The organism is Rhizobium sp. SRDI969 (assembly GCF_025152725.1).
GTDB classification, from domain to species: Bacteria; Pseudomonadota; Alphaproteobacteria; order Rhizobiales; family Rhizobiaceae; genus Rhizobium; species Rhizobium leguminosarum_I.
On the sequence record NZ_CP104036.1, the window covers coordinates 502,664 to 518,678 of the forward strand.

A 16,015-nucleotide genomic window follows, 5' to 3' on the forward strand; every position below is an offset into this window, starting at 1 on the left:
ATGGAATTGACACTGAAGATCGTGGATGCCGATGGGGCGGTGCTGGCGAGTTCCACAGGCCGGGACGAGACGTTTCTGGTCTATCGCCAGAACTATCTTGAAGGCGATCGCGTCGTCGTGGAGGTGTCCGAGCCTGGGCACACCTACCTCTCCCTGGATGGCGCGATCCAACCCGGCCTGGTCTATATGAAGGAATGCGCCTACTCGCTGGCCGTACCCTTCGGCGACAAGCGCAAGCCCTATTCGCCGAATGCCTTCAGGGGCGATATCCATCGGCTTTCAGCGCGAAGCACGCGGCCGGACGAGATCGCTCACCGGCGCAATCTCGCCCTCAACCCATGGGACGATCACGCCAACCGGGCTCTGTTTCCGCATGCGCGCGCCAATGTCGAGACCCGCGGCGAAGCGGTCTTTGCCGCGCGTAACGCGATCGATGGCGAAAAGGCCAACGATGATCACGGCTTCTGGCCCTATACGAGCTGGGGCATCAATCGCGATCCGCAGGCGGCCCTGACGGTGGAATTCGGCAGGCCGGTCAGGATCGACGAGATCGTTTTTTATCTTCGGGCTGACTTCCCGCATGATTCCTGGTGGGAAAAGGCCAGCGTCACCTTCTCCAACGGCAAGACGTGCTGTTTTCCGCTGGTGAAATCGGGCGTCGCCCAGGCCTTTCCGATAGAGCCCTGTGTCGTCGAGTGGGTGGAACTGCACGGCCTGATCAAGGCCGAGGACGCCTCGCCCTATCCGGCGCTGACCCAGATCGAAATCTGGGGAACCGAGGTACAGGAAGCCGGGCTCAACCCGTCCGCCCTTCCTCTCGCGCTATGAGCCTGTAGGCAGCCTCGACCGCGCCGCGCTCGGCGGGCCGTCATTCAGGCGGTTCCAGGCGCGGCGTAGCTGCCGTGCCGAGCCGAAGCCGGCGCGCATGGCGACGGCCTCCATGTCCAGCCGCGAACCGGCGAGCATCTCGCGGGCAAGAGCCACGCGCATGCGGTTGACGAAATCCGTAACGCTCATGCCCGTCTGCTCGTTGAACAGCCGTGAAAGGTTGCGCGGGCTGGCGCCGCTGAGGCGGGCAAGCGACGCCACCGACCAATCCTCAGACGGGCTGGCGGCCACTGCATCCTGTGCACGGTGAATGACCGGGTGGATATGGTTGCGACCTTCGAGCCAGGGCGAAAGCTGCGGATCCGAGCCGCCGCGCCTGAGATAGACGACAAGATATCGCGCCACCGCAAGCGCACAGGCATGTCCCGCCGCTTCGGCAACGATATGCAACATGAGGTCTATGCCGGCGGTGATGCCGGCACTGGTGAGGCGATCTCCATCCTCGACATAGAGCCGGTTGTCCCGGACGCGCGCGGTGGGCGCGAGCATTACAAGATCCTCTATGCAGCCATGATGGGTGGTGCAATCGCGGCCGTCGAGCATGCCTGCTTCGGCAGCGAGCAATGCGCCCGAGCAGATCGAGACCAGACGAATTCCCGGAAGAATGGTGCGCTTCAGCCATGCGACAATGGCAGCCTGGTCGGCGCGCTCCTGTTCGTTCCCTGGGGCGCTGTTTTCCATCGGGGCATCGGCGCTGCCGGCGATGATGACAAGCGCGGTATCGGGCAAGCGTTCCGGCAATGCGGCGACGCCCGTAACGGCAAGGCCGATCGAGCTGCCGACCGTCGCCGATGGACCGATATAGGTGACGGTAAAGCGCACCGTGCACTGTTCGAGGTTCGCCTTGCGCAGCACTTCGATCGGGCCGGCGACGTCGAGCAGCAGCACGCGCGGCGGCACGACGACAAAGACCGGGATATCGAAGGGCTGCGTGGCGTCCGTCATGCGGCGAGTGACTTTCCACGCCCTGCCAGGGCCTGGTCTACGGTCGCGATCCGAGCGAAACGGCCTGACAGGACCAGTTCGGTCCGGTCCCGAATTTCCCTCGCGCTCCAGGTGCGTCCCGCGGCGTCGGTCATCGGGAAGGTCAGGGTCGCCTCGCCGACATAGTCGACTTGATAGCCGAGATCGGAGGCGTGGCGGGTGGTCGTCTCGCAGCACTGTTCGGTGCGAATGCCGGAGACGAGGATACGACGGACGCCATTTTCGGTCAGCCACACGTCGAGACCGGAACCGACCAGGGCGCTATGCCGCCTCTTCATGAACGTCGCCCTGGGCACGATCCTGAGCGGGGCGAGTGTGCTGACAAACCCGGATTCTTCCGAAAACGGCCCGGTTTTATCAACATGGAAGATCTGGATAATGGGTATTCCATCGGCTTCCGCGCCGTCGATCAGAGCCTGCTGGCGATCGATATAAGCGGAGGCGAGGTTTTCATCCCAATAATCGCGGTGTCGGAAGGACTCTTGAGCGTCGATAACGAGAAGGATAGTTTCATGGCCGGACATTTTTTGCTCCATCCAGGTTGATCATGAAGTCATATTCGGCGATTTGAAGACAGAGGAAAATGCGCGCGCCGGACAAATAACGGACAATTCGCGCCATCGATGGCAGACATCGGCGGTGGAAGCCGTGTCACGCTTCCACTAGACGGTCCGCACATGCTAAGGAAGTCGGATGCGACTGCTTGTGGTGGAGGACAACAAGGATCTGGCGGCCTGGCTGGGTAAAGCCCTGCGACAGGCGCAATATGCGATCGACATTGCCCACGACGGCGAGGACGCGGAGCATATGCTCAAGGTGGCGGAGTATTCCGCGATGATCCTTGACCTGGCACTGCCGAAGCTTGACGGATTGACGCTCTTGAAGCGACTGCGACAGTCCGGAAACAAGCTGCCGGTCATCATCTTGACCGCGAATGCGAGCCTGGACGGCCGTGTTGCAGGGCTTGACAGCGGTGCCGACGACTATCTCGCCAAGCCCTTCGAAATCGCCGAACTCGAAGCGAGGATCCGTGCGGTGGTCCGCCGTGGCCAGGACCGGGCATCGTCGGAAATCACCGTCGGCAACCTGCGCTTCTCCGGTGGGACGCGGCAGTTTTTCGTCGCAGGCGAGCCGCTGCAACTGACGCCGCGCGAATATGCCGTGCTTGAGCAACTCGTCATGAAGCTTGGCAACACAGTCTCGAAAGCCGCCCTTTCTGAAAGCGTGTTCGGCTTTGACGACGAGGCGGATCCGAGCGCCATCGAAATCTACGTCCACAGGCTGCGAAAGAAGCTCGAGAGCAGTTCGGTTCAGATTGCGACGTTGCGCGGGCTCGGCTATCTCCTCAGACATGTCCAGTAGCCTCATCACCAAGGTAGGCGCGACGATCGCGCGACTCAGCCAGAGCCTGAGGGTGCAGTTGCTCTGCTGGGTGCTGCTGACCCTGTTCGGCGCGATCGGCTTCAATCTCTACGACAGCTTCTGGATGGCCGACGCGACGGCAAAGCTGGTGACGGATCGAACACTTCTGGCCTCGGCTCGCGTCATTGCCGAGGCCGTCCGCGTCGATGAGGACGGCAATGTTCAGGTGGATGTGCCGCCTTCCGCGCTGGAGATGTTTGATACAGGCTTCGGCGACCGGGTATTTTACCAGGTGATCACCGCGTGGGGCAGTCTGGTGAGTGGTCTTCCCGACCTGCCGTTGCCGGCCGTTCAACGGGCAGCGGAGGATCGCGCGTTCCATGGTGCCGATGTGCGTGTCATGATGCTCGACCATCCTGTCGTCGGCCTTCCCGATGACAGCGCGATCTCCGTCACAGTCGCCGTGACGCATAACAGCCAGTATGCGATGCGAAGGCAATTGTGGCTCTCAGACTTTTCGAAGCAGTTCGTGCTCGTCTTCGTCGCCAGCCTGGTGACGATCCTTGGGCTCCAACGGGGCTTGGCGCCTGCGCTGAGACTGCGGGACGCCGTGCGCCAGCGCGGCCGCAATCGTCTTGATCCGCTGCCGCCCGAGATGGTGCAGAGCGAGCTGCAGCCGCTCGTCCATACCCTGAACGACCATATGGAGCGCGTCCAGAACCAGATGGCTGCGCAGCGACGGTTCGTATCCAATGCCGCGCATCAGCTCCGAACACCGCTGGCGTTGATTTCGACCCAGGCGAGCGTGGCGGCCCGCGAAGCCGATGCGGCTCGCCGCGACGAGGCGCTTGTCGCTCTTCGCACCAGCACGAAGCAGATTTCGCGTCTTGCCAGCCAGCTCCTGACCTTGTCGCGGGCCGAGCCCGGAAGCCGGCGCCCGCGTAGCGATGCGGCCGACCTTAGCAAGGCTGCCCGCGAGATCCTCGAAGCGCATGCCGAAGAGGCGCTCAGGCGCAACATCGACGTCGGCCTGGAAGCGGTCCGCCCGGTCATTGTCGAAGGCGACGCGACGATGTTGCGCGAAATGTTGGTCAACCTCATAGACAACGCGATCCGCTATACCCGCCCGAATGGACGGGTGACCGTCGCCGTCGGGCAGGCGGACGGCAACGCCGTCGTAACCGTCGAGGACGATGGTCCGGGTATCCCCGATGCGGAGCGCGAACAGGTTTTCGAACGATTCTACCGGGTCATGGGAACCGAAGCCGAGGGGAGCGGTCTCGGGCTCTCGATCGTTCGGGAGGTCGTCGAAGGTGCGGGAGGTTCGGTCTCGCTCGACGATGCAGAAGGCGGTGGTCTCGTCGTTACCGTACGGCTTCCGCTGACGTGAACCTGAGCTTGAAGAAATCCTCGTTTCAAGATTGATCCGCATCAAATGAAAGAAGGCCGGGCATGATGCCCGACCTTCCGTCGATCTGCCTTACAGCGCCGTGCGTCTTTTGAGACGCGCAAAGGACGCTGTAACACTTTGAATTGCTGGACAATTCTATCCATAAATCGATTCCGATTGAAGGAATTATGCAGGTGGAGGAGGTCGATTTGATCACTGGGTATCAAGGTGCTGTTGCGGACGCCATTTTGCGAGACGCTTCTCGATCTGCGTCATGATGAACTCGGCAATCAGGGTGACGATCATGACGAGAACGATGGCGGCGTACATTCCGGCCGCGTCGAACGTGCCCTTGGCGATAGAGATCAACTGGCCGATGCCGAAACGGGCGCCGACGAACTCGCCGACGATGGCCCCGATGATGGCAAAGCCGAAGGAGACATGGAGGCTGGCGAAGATCCAGCTCATGGCGGAGGGGATGACGACTGTGCGCGTCACCTGCCAGTTGGACGCACCGAGGATGCGTGCATTGGCGATCATGTTGCGGTCGGCCTCGCGCACGCCCTGAAAGGCATTCGCGAACACGACGAAGAACACCATGATAAAAGCGAGCGCGACCTTCGAGGCAAGGCCGAGGCCCATGATCATGATGAAGATAGGCGCAAGGACGACGCGCGGAATGGAATTGATCGCCTTGATGTAGACAGAGAAGACGTCGGCGAGAAACAGGTTCCGGCCGAGGCTGATGCCGACGATCACGCCGGTAAAGGACCCCGCGAAAAAGCCGATCAGCGCCTCTTCCATCGTGACCCAGAGATTGTACCAGAGCGAGCCTTCACTGGTCCCGTTGACAGCCCAATCGTAGAGCCGATAAACGATCTCGCTCGGGCTGGAATAGAAGAATGCGTCGATCCACATCAGGTTGGACGTAATTTCCCAAAGTGCCAGCACGGCAACCAGAATGCCGACCTGCAGGCACAGCACATGCTGTTTGCGTCTCTTGATCGCGCGAGTGGCAACGGCTTCGATTTCCGCATCGGAGGTTCCGGGGCGGAAAAGCGGGGCCATCGTGGTGTCGGTAAGTGTATCGGCCATCGTTATTCTCCTTACGCTGCCTCGGTGGAACGCCGGTATCCGGCATCCACCTCCTGGCGAAGATCCTCCCAGATGGTTCGGCAGTAATCGATGAATTGCGGTTCATAGCGGATTTCCGACACGACGCGGGGCCGTGGCAGATCGATCTTGTAGACCGACCTGACGGTCGCCGGTCCCGCTGTCAGCACATAGACCTTGTCGGCCAGCGCAACGGCCTCCTCGAGATCATGGGTGACGAAGACCACCGATGCCTTGCGTTCCGCCCATAGCCGCAGCAATTCCTCATGCATGACGGTGCGGGTCTGAACGTCGAGCGCGGAGAACGGCTCGTCCATCAGCAGAATTTCGGGCTCGTTGATGAAGGTCTGTGCCAGCGAGACGCGCTTGCGCATGCCGCCCGAGAGCTGATGCGGATAGTGATGCAGGAATTTCGACAGTCCGACCCGGGCAAGCCAATTCTTGGCGCTGGCTTCCGCCTGGGCCCTGGCTGCGCCGCGAAACAGCGGCCCCGCCATCACGTTGTCGATGACGTTTTTCCACGGGAAAAGGGCATCCGTCTGAAAAACAAAACCGACGCGTGGGTCGATGCCGTTGACCGGACCGCCCATCAGCCGGACTTCGCCCGCGCTTGGCCGGGCGAGACCTGTCACGAGGTTGAGTGTGGTGGATTTTCCGCAGCCGGTCGGGCCGACGACCGCGACGAATTCGCCCTTTTCCACCGACATGGTGAAATCGCGTAGCGCCGTCAGCGACTTGCCGGTCGGCGAGACGAAACGCCGGCTGACATTGAGGAGCTCGATGGCGGCCCCCTGACTATGATTGGACATGTTTTTTCCTCAAAGGGTAGAAACAGGCGTACAGGCCCGTAACCCGTCACCCACGGCAGCGGGTGACGGGTCCAGCGCTTACATTGCCTGGGCGTGCTTCACGTATTCCGTCGTATAAGTCTTCGACAAATCGATCTGCTTGCCCTGCATATTCTTGGAGAACGCGGACAACACGGCCAGAACAGTCTTCGGGCCATCTTCTGGCATGATGCCATCAGCGGTAAACATGCCCTTGCCGGCATCGAGGGCCTTGATGTAGCCCTCCTTGTCGCCGACGTAGAAATCCTTCGGCATCTTTTCGGCAATTTCAGCGCCGGTATGCGTATTGATGAAATGCAGCGTCTTGACGAAAGCGTTGGCGAGCTTCTGAGTCTCTTCCTTGTGTGCCTCTGTCCACGCCGTTTCCATGTAGAGTGAGGCTGCCGGATAGGTTCCGCCGAGCGCCTTGCGCGATCCTTCGATGGTGCGCATGTCCACCAGTACCGAAGCTTCCTTGGTCTTCAGCAGGCGTGAAACAGTTGGTTCGGTCGTCATGCCAACCTGGATGGCGTCCTGCTGCAGGGCGGCGATGAAGGTCGTTCCGGCACCGACCGGGACCGATGTGACATCCCCGCCCTTCAGACCGGCCTTTGCGACCATGTATTGGGTGAGGAAATTGGTAGAAGAGCCCAGGCCGGTTACGCCAGCGCTGTGTCCCTTGAAGTCAGCGACCGACTTGATCTCGGGATGCTTCGACGACACCAGTTCGACTTCGCCCGGCGCTTGGCTGAACTGCACGATGGATTCGACGAACTTGCCCTTCGCCTGCAGATCCACACAATGATCGTAGAAGCCGACAACGCCCTGAACGGCGCCAGCCAGAAGCTGGTTTTCGGCGTCGACACCGGCAGGTTCGTTCAGGAGTTCGACGTCAAGACCCTCATCCTTGAAGTAACCGAGCGATTCGGCAAGCTTGGCGGGCAGATAGATCTGCTTCTCATAACCGCCGACCATGATGGTGATCTTATCGGCCGCATGTGCGGCGCTGGTCGCGAAAGATGATGCGGCGAGAAGCGTGGAAAAAGCGACGGTGTGAAAAAGGCTGCGTGAATAACGCATAGAAATCTCCTCCTTGTGGTTGCGTGCATCGTCGTCTCGCCACCTTGACCGTGTCTCCTCCACGATGCCGCCCCTTTCTATGACGTCGAAGCTTTCAACTAGCTTTCAGCCGCAGACGGGCAGGCAGTCCGTCCAATCCCGTCCATGCATCAATGACAGCGCCAGCATTTTCTAAGCCGGATACGCCGCCCGTTCCACAGCATGTATCGCAGACATATCCTTTTCCGAGCGCATCGGCAGCGTTCAGTGCTCGCGGTAACCGCTTCAACATGAAAATCGTGAGACGACTTGTCCGCGGCCGTCATGGTCACCTGACGACCGGCTGGAACGTGTGATCTCTTGGGATCAGATGTCAGCTTGTAAAGCTTCGCAGATCCCTCAGCAGATTGCGGTACCTCGCCTGGCTGCCGACCAGATGGTCGCGCATGGCGTTGCGGGCAGCTTGATCATCCCTGTCCGAGATGGCGACGACGATCGCCTCGTGCTCCCTATGGATCAGCTTTCGATAGGCGGTCTGTTCGGCCGTCCTCGTTTCCGGGACGAGCCTCGACTGCGGGATGATCGCCGAACCCTGGGACTCCAGGAACTGCCTGAACAGCGGATTGTTCGTCGCTTCCGCGATCGCGGCATGGAGCTCGAGATCCGCATCGCGAATGGATTGATCACTCTCGATGCACCGGAGGATTTTCCGGTGGCATTCGAATATCGCTTCCTCCTGTGCCGGCGAGCGGCGTAGGGCTGCAAGGCCCGCTGCCTCGATTTCGACAGGTGTTCTGATCTCGAGTACCTCAAGATCGGAGGCAACGCGGGCCTTGTCGACTTTCCGCGCGGAGAGCGCCGGATCGGCACCGAGTACGAAGATACCCGCTCCCTGGCGCACCTCGACAAGCCCGTCGGAGCGAAGTGCTGCCACCGCCTCACGCACGACGGTCCGGCTGACGCCGTGTGTTTCGGTCAACTCATGTTCACTCGGAAGCTTGTCGCCGGCGGAATATTGGCCGCTCAATATGGCTTGCCGGAGGCTTTCGCCGACCTGTGTGACCAGCGACCCCGAGCCTTTGCTGCGATCCTTCATCTGCATAGCCACGCCTGACCCCCGCATCGGCTTTGATCCGAATGCCATTCAAACGCGCGGCACCCGAAATTCACGATTCATCACACATGTATGACAAATTTGGTGGTCTTTCAATGGATGAACCGCGCTTGTCGCTTGCCGGTTTCGTCAACAACGGCGGTACGTTGCAGATGATCTGTTGGGTCTTGGCGCGGCAGCCTCCCAGGTGCCTCATCCCGAGGTGCGTAGCCCATAGGGCGAAGCCTCGAAGGACATGCCGCAACTTTGCTCCTTGCATTCAGCACCGCCGGCGTGCCCGCCTCGCCCTTCGAGGCCCCTTGCGGGGCACCTCAGCAAGGATGAGGCTCTCTTGAGCTTTATCGTGGCATCCTTCCGCGCGCCTCTTCCTTTGCCTCGTGATGGAATTCAGGCAAGCACTCACAACCGCCTGGTCGACTCCCCGCGCACGAATCTCGGCGTCAGGATAAAATCCTGCGGCGGTGCTGCGGCGCCCTCCGGGCTTGCTATTCTTGCCAGCAGACGTTGTGCCGTCAGCTCGCCGAGCTTCTGCGCATCCTGAACCACCATGGTGATGCGTGGCGTGATGACGTTGCTCCAGGGCACGTCGTCGACCATCGCCAGCGACACGTCGTCAGGGCAGCGGAAACCCATCTCCTGCATGACCTGAAGCGCTGCGAGACCCGTCATGTTGTTGGCGCCGATGATGGCGGTCGGCCGATCGCGGCGGGTGAGCAGGCGCATTGCCTGCGCATGGCCGCCGGTTCTGGTGTAGCCGCCTTCGACCACCAGCGAAGGATCAAGGTCCACGCCGGCGCCGGCCATCGTATCCATGAAGCCCTTCAGGCGCTCGTCGGCAGTGTGCAGGCCGCTCGGCCCGGAAATGAAGCCTATGCGCCTATGGCCGAGTTGCAACAAATGTTCCGTCAGGATGGTGGTGGTCAGCGGATTGTCGGAACCGACAAAATCGCGCTCGGCGCCCTCCACCTTCTGGTCAAACATCACGATCGGGGTTTTGAAGTCGCGCAGGAAGGTGGCGTACTCGTCGCCGCGCCCGTTTGCCGCCAGCGCAATGCCGGCAATCTTCTGCGCCTCCAGCCGCTCGAGTAGCGCCCGTTCGAGATCGGCCTTGCCCGAGGAGTCGGCGATCAGGACAAAATATCCGTGATCGAGCGCCTGGTGCTCGATCTCGCGGCGGATGTCGCCGAAGAACATGTTGCCGAGATTGGCCGAGACGAAACCGATCAGCGAGCTGCGTCCGCGCGCCAGCGTCTGGGCCACCGGGTCGATGCGATAACCGGTCGATTTTATCGCCTGCTGGATGCGGTCGAGCGTCTCGGCGCCGACCCGCTTCGGGCTGTTGAGCGCGAGCGAGACGGTCGAGATTGAAACCCCCGCAAGGCGCGCGACATCTCGTATGGTGGTCATGGTTATCGAACCGGTTCTAATGTCTTGTTATGTCCGATATTATTGGTCTGCGCAACGTTCGTGCTGCAAAACACGTGTTTGCACCGCTTCCTTTCTGAACTTGTGATCGCGAATTTCGGCTTGACAGACATCGGATCAGGCGAGATGATCGTTTACCGAACCGGTTCGATATGATGTTGAGCCGGAAAACAGGGAGGAGAAACCTGTGACGAGTTCGGAACGCCAGCCGGAAAATCCGGCATCTGGAGGGGCGGAGAAACACGCCTGGTTCAGCCAGGATCGCCTGGGCATGTTCATCCATTGGGGCCTCTATGCCCTAGGAGCCCGGCACGAATGGTTGAAGAACCGGGAAGAGCTGACCGACGACCATTACCAGCGCTATTTCGACAATTTCGATCCCGATCTCTATGATCCCAAGGAGTGGGCGCGGCGGGCACGTCTTGCCGGCATGAAATATGTCGTGGTGACGACCAAGCATCATGAGGGCTTCTGCCTCTGGGACAGCAAGGTGACGGACTACAAGGCGCCGAACACGCCCTGCCGCAAAGATCTGCTCACGCCGCTGGTCGAAGCTTTCCGCGCCGAAGGGCTGAAGATCGGCTTCTACTATTCGCTGCTTGACTGGCACCATCCCGATTTCCCGATCGACGTTCACCATCCGCTACGCAACCATCCCGACGCCAAGGCGCTGAATGCCGGCCGTAACATCGCCAACTACGCTGCCTATATGCGCGAACAGGTGCGCGAGCTTCTGACCGGCTTCGGCCGCATCGACATCATCTGGTTCGATTTCAGCTACCCGCGGCGCGAATATCGCGGCCTGCCCGGCAAAGGGCGCGCCGACTGGGAAAGCGAGCTCCTGGTCGAGCTGGTGCGCGAGCTGCAGCCCGGCATCATCGTCAACAACCGCCTCGATCTGCCGCCCGGCAACCTGCCGGACGTGACGACACCGGAGCAATATACGCCGCGCGTGGCACCCGCTATCGCCAGCCAGGGGGTGCGCTGGGAAGCCTGCCATACCTTCAGCGGCTCCTGGGGCTATCATCGTGACGAGGATACCTGGAAGAGCCCGGAACAGATCATCCAGCTGCTCATCGATTCCGTCGCGCTCGGCGGCAACCTTCTGATGAATGTCGGCCCGACCGGCCGGGGCACGCTCGACGCGCGCGCCATCGCCGCGCTCGAGGTCTACCAAAATTGGATGGCCGTGAATGCGCGCTCCATCTACGGGGCAGGACCGTCCGATTATCCGGCGCCGGCTGGCTGCCGCTATACGCAGCGCGACAACCGCCTCTATCTGCATGTTTACAACTGGCCTTACCGCCACATCCACATCGAGGGCGTCGCCGACAGGATCGCCTATGCGCAGTTCCTGCACGACGCCAGCGAGGTCCGCTGGCTCGCCCAGACCAGGGATGTGGATTCCAATGTCGGCGTGATGGTGCCGGAAGGCATGATCACGCTCGAACTGCCGGTCCGGCGCCCGGATGTTACCGTGCCGGTGATCGAGATCGTACTCGAGGCGTGATCTCGGTCGCACCCCGCGTGTCCTTTGCGTTCATGGAGGGAGGAGAAACCCATGAAGGTTTTGAAGAAAGCGCTTTTGCTCGCCGCGGTCGGCAGCAGCCTCTATGCCACCGCCGCATCGGCCGAGCAGGTCAACTTGACCTGGCAGATGTGGACCGGCTCCGAAACCGACACCAAGAGCTGGCAGCACCTAGCCGAGATGGTGACCGCCAAGTATCCCGATATCAAGGTGACGCTGACGACGACGGGCTGGGTCGACTACTGGACGCGGCTGCCGGTGCTGGCGGCATCGGGACAGCTCGCCGACATCGTTTCCATGCAGTCGCTGCGCATGCCGAACTTCTATTCGCTGCTCGAGCCTCTGAATGACCGGATCGAGGCCGACAAATTCGACGTCGGCGCCTTCACACCCTCGATTATCGGCGGCATGTCGGTCGACAAGCAGCTCTACGGTCTGCCTTACGACGTTGGGCCGTGGGTCATCTATTATAACCAGGACGCGCTCGAAGCCGCCGGCGTTCCGCTGCCGAAGCCGGGCTGGACGCTTGCCGAGTTCACCGATGCCGCCAAGAAGCTGACGAAGGACGGCAAGTACGGCTTCGGCATTACACCGACGAACTACTCGGTCCTGGCCGCGGCCTGGGGCGATAAATACGTCAACGACGCCGGTGCGCTTGACTTGACCAGTGCAAGCGCAGTTGCCGCCGCCGACAGGCTGATCGGCTTTGCCGCCAAGGATAAGGTCGCGCCGCTGGTCCCCTCGGGTGGCGCGGATCCCGGTGATGTCGTCCAGGGCCGGTTCAATTCGGGCAACGTCGCCATGTATATCGACGGCCCCTGGTCGATCATCGGCATGAAGGACCAGGCGAAGTTCAAGATCGGCCTCACCACCCTGCCGCGCGATGAGGGCGAACTTTCGGCCGTCACCGCAGGCTCCGGTTTCGGCATTTCCACGACGAGCAAGAACAAGGACGCGGCCTGGAAGGCGATCCAGGTGCTGACCAGCTCGGAAGCCTTGTCCTATCTCGCCGAACAGGGCCGTGCCTTGCCGGCGCGCACGGCGTCGCAATCGGCCTGGTACAAGGTGGCGGCCAAGGACATCACCAATGGCGGCGAGGCCATCGACTATTCCCTGGCGCACTCCGTACCCTACGTGATCACCAACAACTGGGCAGCGGTGGAAAACCTCTTCAACCAGTATTTCCCGCCGGCTTTTGCCGGCAGCGCCGATGCCAAGCAAACGATGGAGTCCATCCAGAGCCTTGCGCAGCAATAGAGCCAGCGCGTCCGACAGGACGCGCCGTCGCCTGAAATCTGCGCATGATCCTTTCGGAAAATGGATTCCGATTTTCGGGTCATGCGCCAGCTCTCGCTGCGGCAGGACCTGCCGCGCATGGAGGAAGACATGTCGCAAAGCGCTGTTGCCGAAGTTGCCTTGCAGCCCGCTCAGCCACGGCGCTTCCTGAAGCCGGAGACCCAGACAGCCATGCTGTTCCTGCTGCCGAGCTTTCTCGGCTTCATGGTCTTCATGGCCGTGCCGATCCTGGCATCGCTGGCGCTCAGCTTTACCAACTGGCAGCTGATCTCGACGCCATCCTTCGTCGGCTTTCAGAATTATATCAGGCTCTTCACTGTCGATCCGGCCTTCTACACCGTACTCCGCAACACGCTGTTCTTCGCCATCGAGTATCTGGCGCTGAATATCATCGTCTCGCTGACGCTGGCGGTCTGGATATCGAGCCTGAAGCGCGGCAAGGCGATCTTCCGGGTGATCTTCTTCCTGCCGACCTTCACACCGACCATTGCGGCGTCGGTGGTCTGGCTGCTGATCTTCACGCCGGACGGGCTGGCCGACACCATCATCCGAGCGCTCGGCCTCGGCCTGCCGAATTTCCTGCTGAGCTCGACTTGGGCCATGCAGGCTGTCGTGCTCGTCACGCTGTGGGCGAATGTCGGCTACAACGTCGTGATGTTCAACGCCGCTCTCGACCTCGTGCCGAAGCACTATCTCGAGGCAGCGACGATCGACGGCGCCAATGCCTGGCAGCGCTTCTGGCGCATCCGCCTGCCGCTCATCTCGCCGACCATCTTCTTTGGCACCGTGATGACGGCGATTACCTCGCTGCAGGTCTTCGACGAGATATTCGCGATGACGCGCGGCGGCCCGGGCTCGGCAACGGCGACGCTCGGTTTTGCGATCTACCAGAAGGGCTTCACCAACTTCCAGATGGGCTATGCCTCAGCTCTCGCCTGGGTGATGTTCGTCATGATCATGGCGCTCACCATCCTGCAATTCCACATGCAGCGCAAATGGGTGCATTATGACGATTGACCCGGCCTCACGGCATCCGCATTCCGTGTCTCAGCATCGTCACCGTATATTGCGGCGTGTCGGCACCTTCGTCAGCTACGCGGGACTTTCGCTGATCGCGCTGCTTTTCCTCTTCCCCTTCTTCTGGATGGTGTCGAACGCGGTGCGCTCCAATGCCGAGGTGATGGCCGTGCCGGTCCGCATCTTCCCCGAGGAGTATCATTGGGGAACATTCGTCGAAGCCTTGGTTTCCCTGCCGTTCGGAACCTTCCTGTTGAATTCCTTCGTGGTCGCCTGCGGCGTGACGGCGATCGTGATTGCGGTATCCTGCCTTTCCGCCTACGCCTTCGCCCGGCTGAAGTTTCCCGGCCGGGAAGGGCTGCTGCTTACTTATCTCAGCACGCTGATGATCCCTCAGGTGATGCTGGTCATCCCGCTCTTCCTCATCGTCAGCAAGCTCGGCTGGATCAACACCTATCATGGCATGATCCTGCCGGTCGCCTTCAGCTCCTTCGGCACCTTTCTGCTGCGGCAGTTCATCCTCGGCATTCCCAAGGATCTCGACGAGGCGGCGATGATGGACGGGGCTTCCCGCCTGCGCATCCTGGTCACGGTCATCGTTCCACTTGCCATGCCAGCCATCGGCCTCTTGTCGCTGTTCACCTTCATTGCACAGTGGAAGAGCTTCCTCTGGCCACTGATCGCCACCAGCGGCGTCGAAAAGGCCACGCTGCCGCTCGGCCTCACCCTGTTCCAGACACAGCAGGGCACCGCCTGGAACTACATCATGGCCGGTGCGACCATCTCCATGCTGCCGGGTGTCGTCCTGGCCATCGTGCTGCAGAGGGTGATCTACAAGGGTATCACCGTCAGCTCCGGATTCGGTGGACGCTAATCTTCATAAGAACAAAGATCTGAGCGCATCGCATCAAGTTTGGTGTGATGCGCTTCAAGTACGGTCGATCGCCACCGAAGACGGCGCTCCTGCCGCCTCGAGATCATATCTTCGGGCTTAACTTTTCCTTTCGGAGAAAAGTAAAATTTAACCAAAATTTGAAATAACGCATTCATATCCGAATTGTGCAGGGGAATTCATGAAAACCGCCACGCTTGCATCCATCGCCTTGGCGATATCGATCTCTGCTGCCCATGCCCAGACGATCGGGGTTTCGATGTCAGGTCTCGACAAATTCAGGACGGCGCTTCTCAACGGCGTCGTCTCGCATGGGCAGACGATATCCGGCCTCAAACTCGTCACCGAGAACGCCAATGGCGACAAGGAGCTCCAGAAGCAGCAGGTGCAGAAGCTCATTGCCGAAAAGGTCGACGCGATCATTCTTGCCGTCTCCGATGGCGACCTCGGGCCGCAAATGACCAAGATGGCGGCAGATGCCGGCATTCCGCTGGTCTACATCAACAACGTTCCTTCCAACCTATTGGACCTGCCGGACAATCAGGTGGTGGTCGCCTCCAATGAGAAGGAATCCGGAACGCTGGAGACCAAGCAGGTCTGCGCGCTCCTTAAAGGCAAAGGCCGCGTCGTCGTGCTGATGGGCGAACCCTTCCACGCCGCTGCCCGTGCCCGCACCCAGGATATATCAGACGTCATCGCCACCCCGGATTGCAGGGGCCTTCAGATCGTCGAGCGGCAGGCCGCCTATTGGTCGAGCGATTATGCCGACCAGCAGATGCAGGAATGGCTGTCGGCCGGCGTCAAGTTCGACGCGGTCATCGCCAATAATGACGAGATGGCGCTCGGCGCGATCCGGGCCATGAAGAAGGCCGGCATGCCGATGAAAGATGTCGTCGTCGCCGGCGTCGACGCGACCGACGACGCGCTCGCCGCCATGGTAGCCGGCGATCTCGACGTGACCATTCTCCAGAGCGCCGTCGGACAGGGCGCTGCCGCTGTCGACGCCGCCACGAAGTTGATCCGCAAAGAGAAGGTGCCGCGCGAAAACGACGTTCCCTTCGAACTCGTCACACCTGAGAACATTGCCACCTATCTGCCGAAGAGCCAGTGAGCATAAGAG

At 60.8% G+C, this 16,015-nt stretch carries 15 protein-coding genes; 8 read left to right on the plus strand and 7 right to left on the minus strand.

Annotated elements, in window-relative coordinates:
- Nucleotides 1-828, plus strand: a complete 828-nt coding sequence (locus N2A41_RS26525) for a carbohydrate-binding protein (RefSeq protein ID WP_260111234.1) — start codon at nucleotides 1-3, stop codon at nucleotides 826-828.
- On the opposite strand, the gene N2A41_RS26530 is transcribed toward N2A41_RS26525, so the two are convergent.
- Together N2A41_RS26530 and N2A41_RS26535 are read right to left on the minus strand one after the other, a co-directional pair.
- Nucleotides 823-1,833 carry a GlxA family transcriptional regulator gene (locus tag N2A41_RS26530; RefSeq protein ID WP_260111235.1) on the minus strand — a complete coding sequence of 337 codons (1,011 nt, stop codon included), beginning with the start codon at nucleotides 1,831-1,833 and terminating at the stop codon, nucleotides 823-825. The two genes, N2A41_RS26525 and N2A41_RS26530, sit on opposite strands and share 6 nt — an antisense overlap.
- On the minus strand, nucleotides 1,830-2,408 hold the full coding sequence (locus N2A41_RS26535) for an isochorismatase family protein (protein WP_260111236.1): 579 nt from the start codon (nucleotides 2,406-2,408) through the stop codon (nucleotides 1,830-1,832). Before N2A41_RS26535 ends, N2A41_RS26530 begins: the two co-directional genes overlap by 4 nt.
- 157 nt (nucleotides 2,409-2,565) lie before the next feature.
- Between N2A41_RS26535 and N2A41_RS26540 the strand changes: the two genes are divergently transcribed.
- Nucleotides 2,566-3,234: a response regulator gene (locus N2A41_RS26540; RefSeq protein WP_170256587.1), complete on the plus strand. Its 669-nt coding sequence runs from the start codon at nucleotides 2,566-2,568 to the stop codon at nucleotides 3,232-3,234.
- On the plus strand, nucleotides 3,224-4,624 hold the full coding sequence (locus N2A41_RS26545; RefSeq protein ID WP_260111237.1) for a sensor histidine kinase: 1,401 nt from the start codon (nucleotides 3,224-3,226) through the stop codon (nucleotides 4,622-4,624). The genes N2A41_RS26540 and N2A41_RS26545 overlap by 11 nt, the downstream gene beginning before the upstream one ends.
- Before the next feature lie 213 nt (nucleotides 4,625-4,837).
- On the opposite strand, the gene N2A41_RS26550 is transcribed toward N2A41_RS26545, so the two are convergent.
- The 5 genes from N2A41_RS26550 to N2A41_RS26570 form a co-directional block, all read right to left on the minus strand.
- Nucleotides 4,838-5,719 carry an ABC transporter permease gene (locus tag N2A41_RS26550; RefSeq protein ID WP_162116313.1) on the minus strand — a complete coding sequence of 294 codons (882 nt, stop codon included), beginning with the start codon at nucleotides 5,717-5,719 and terminating at the stop codon, nucleotides 4,838-4,840.
- An 11-nt stretch (nucleotides 5,720-5,730) separates the two neighbouring features.
- Nucleotides 5,731-6,546 carry an ABC transporter ATP-binding protein gene (locus N2A41_RS26555; RefSeq protein ID WP_170256585.1) on the minus strand — a complete coding sequence of 272 codons (816 nt, stop codon included), beginning with the start codon at nucleotides 6,544-6,546 and terminating at the stop codon, nucleotides 5,731-5,733.
- Nucleotides 6,547-6,624: 78 nt separating this feature from the next.
- Nucleotides 6,625-7,644, minus strand: coding sequence for an ABC transporter substrate-binding protein (locus N2A41_RS26560; protein WP_017967479.1), 1,020 nt, complete (start codon nucleotides 7,642-7,644; stop codon nucleotides 6,625-6,627).
- Nucleotides 7,645-7,996: 352 nt separating this feature from the next.
- Nucleotides 7,997-8,725: a FadR/GntR family transcriptional regulator gene (locus N2A41_RS26565; protein WP_260111444.1), complete on the minus strand. Its 729-nt coding sequence runs from the start codon at nucleotides 8,723-8,725 to the stop codon at nucleotides 7,997-7,999.
- Nucleotides 8,726-9,136: 411 nt separating this feature from the next.
- The gene (locus tag N2A41_RS26570; RefSeq protein WP_260111238.1) at nucleotides 9,137-10,144 is read right to left on the minus strand and encodes a LacI family DNA-binding transcriptional regulator; all 1,008 of its coding nucleotides are present in this window, start codon (nucleotides 10,142-10,144) and stop codon (nucleotides 9,137-9,139) included.
- 205 nt (nucleotides 10,145-10,349) lie between these two features.
- On the opposite strand from N2A41_RS26570, the gene N2A41_RS26575 reads away from it, so the two are divergent.
- The 5 genes from N2A41_RS26575 (at nucleotide 10,350) to N2A41_RS26595 (ending at nucleotide 16,006) form a co-directional block, all read left to right on the plus strand.
- Complete coding sequence (locus N2A41_RS26575; RefSeq protein ID WP_260059362.1) at nucleotides 10,350-11,672, plus strand: alpha-L-fucosidase; 1,323 nt, start codon at nucleotides 10,350-10,352, stop codon at nucleotides 11,670-11,672.
- Between the two features lie 51 nt (nucleotides 11,673-11,723).
- Nucleotides 11,724-12,947 (plus strand): ABC transporter substrate-binding protein, encoded by a 1,224-nt coding sequence (locus tag N2A41_RS26580; protein WP_170279640.1) that lies wholly within the window; start codon nucleotides 11,724-11,726, stop codon nucleotides 12,945-12,947.
- 81 nt (nucleotides 12,948-13,028) lie between these two features.
- Nucleotides 13,029-14,003, plus strand: a complete 975-nt coding sequence (locus tag N2A41_RS26585; RefSeq protein ID WP_260111445.1) for a carbohydrate ABC transporter permease — start codon at nucleotides 13,029-13,031, stop codon at nucleotides 14,001-14,003.
- Nucleotides 13,993-14,877 (plus strand): carbohydrate ABC transporter permease, encoded by an 885-nt coding sequence (locus N2A41_RS26590; protein ID WP_260111239.1) that lies wholly within the window; start codon nucleotides 13,993-13,995, stop codon nucleotides 14,875-14,877. Before N2A41_RS26585 ends, N2A41_RS26590 begins: the two co-directional genes overlap by 11 nt.
- 199 nt (nucleotides 14,878-15,076) lie before the next feature.
- Nucleotides 15,077-16,006, plus strand: a complete 930-nt coding sequence (locus tag N2A41_RS26595; protein ID WP_260111240.1) for a substrate-binding domain-containing protein — start codon at nucleotides 15,077-15,079, stop codon at nucleotides 16,004-16,006.
- Nucleotides 16,007-16,015: the final 9 nt, after the last annotated feature.

Coding starts and splice junctions, on each gene's coding strand:
- N2A41_RS26525 (WP_260111234.1), top strand. CDS start 1: ATGGAATTGACACTGAAGATCGTGGATGCCGATGGGGCGGTGCTGGCG.
- N2A41_RS26565 (WP_260111444.1), bottom strand. CDS start 8,725: ATGCAGATGAAGGATCGCAGCAAAGGCTCGGGGTCGCTGGTCACACAG.
- N2A41_RS26585 (WP_260111445.1), top strand. CDS start 13,029: ATGCGCCAGCTCTCGCTGCGGCAGGACCTGCCGCGCATGGAGGAAGAC.
- N2A41_RS26595 (WP_260111240.1), top strand. CDS start 15,077: ATGAAAACCGCCACGCTTGCATCCATCGCCTTGGCGATATCGATCTCT.
- N2A41_RS26540 (WP_170256587.1), top strand. CDS start 2,566: ATGCGACTGCTTGTGGTGGAGGACAACAAGGATCTGGCGGCCTGGCTG.
- N2A41_RS26555 (WP_170256585.1), bottom strand. CDS start 6,546: ATGTCCAATCATAGTCAGGGGGCCGCCATCGAGCTCCTCAATGTCAGC.
- N2A41_RS26590 (WP_260111239.1), top strand. CDS start 13,993: ATGACGATTGACCCGGCCTCACGGCATCCGCATTCCGTGTCTCAGCAT.
- N2A41_RS26545 (WP_260111237.1), top strand. CDS start 3,224: ATGTCCAGTAGCCTCATCACCAAGGTAGGCGCGACGATCGCGCGACTC.
- N2A41_RS26530 (WP_260111235.1), bottom strand. CDS start 1,833: ATGACGGACGCCACGCAGCCCTTCGATATCCCGGTCTTTGTCGTCGTG.
- N2A41_RS26560 (WP_017967479.1), bottom strand. CDS start 7,644: ATGCGTTATTCACGCAGCCTTTTTCACACCGTCGCTTTTTCCACGCTT.
- N2A41_RS26570 (WP_260111238.1), bottom strand. CDS start 10,144: ATGACCACCATACGAGATGTCGCGCGCCTTGCGGGGGTTTCAATCTCG.
- N2A41_RS26550 (WP_162116313.1), bottom strand. CDS start 5,719: ATGGCCGATACACTTACCGACACCACGATGGCCCCGCTTTTCCGCCCC.
- N2A41_RS26580 (WP_170279640.1), top strand. CDS start 11,724: ATGAAGGTTTTGAAGAAAGCGCTTTTGCTCGCCGCGGTCGGCAGCAGC.
- N2A41_RS26535 (WP_260111236.1), bottom strand. CDS start 2,408: ATGGAGCAAAAAATGTCCGGCCATGAAACTATCCTTCTCGTTATCGAC.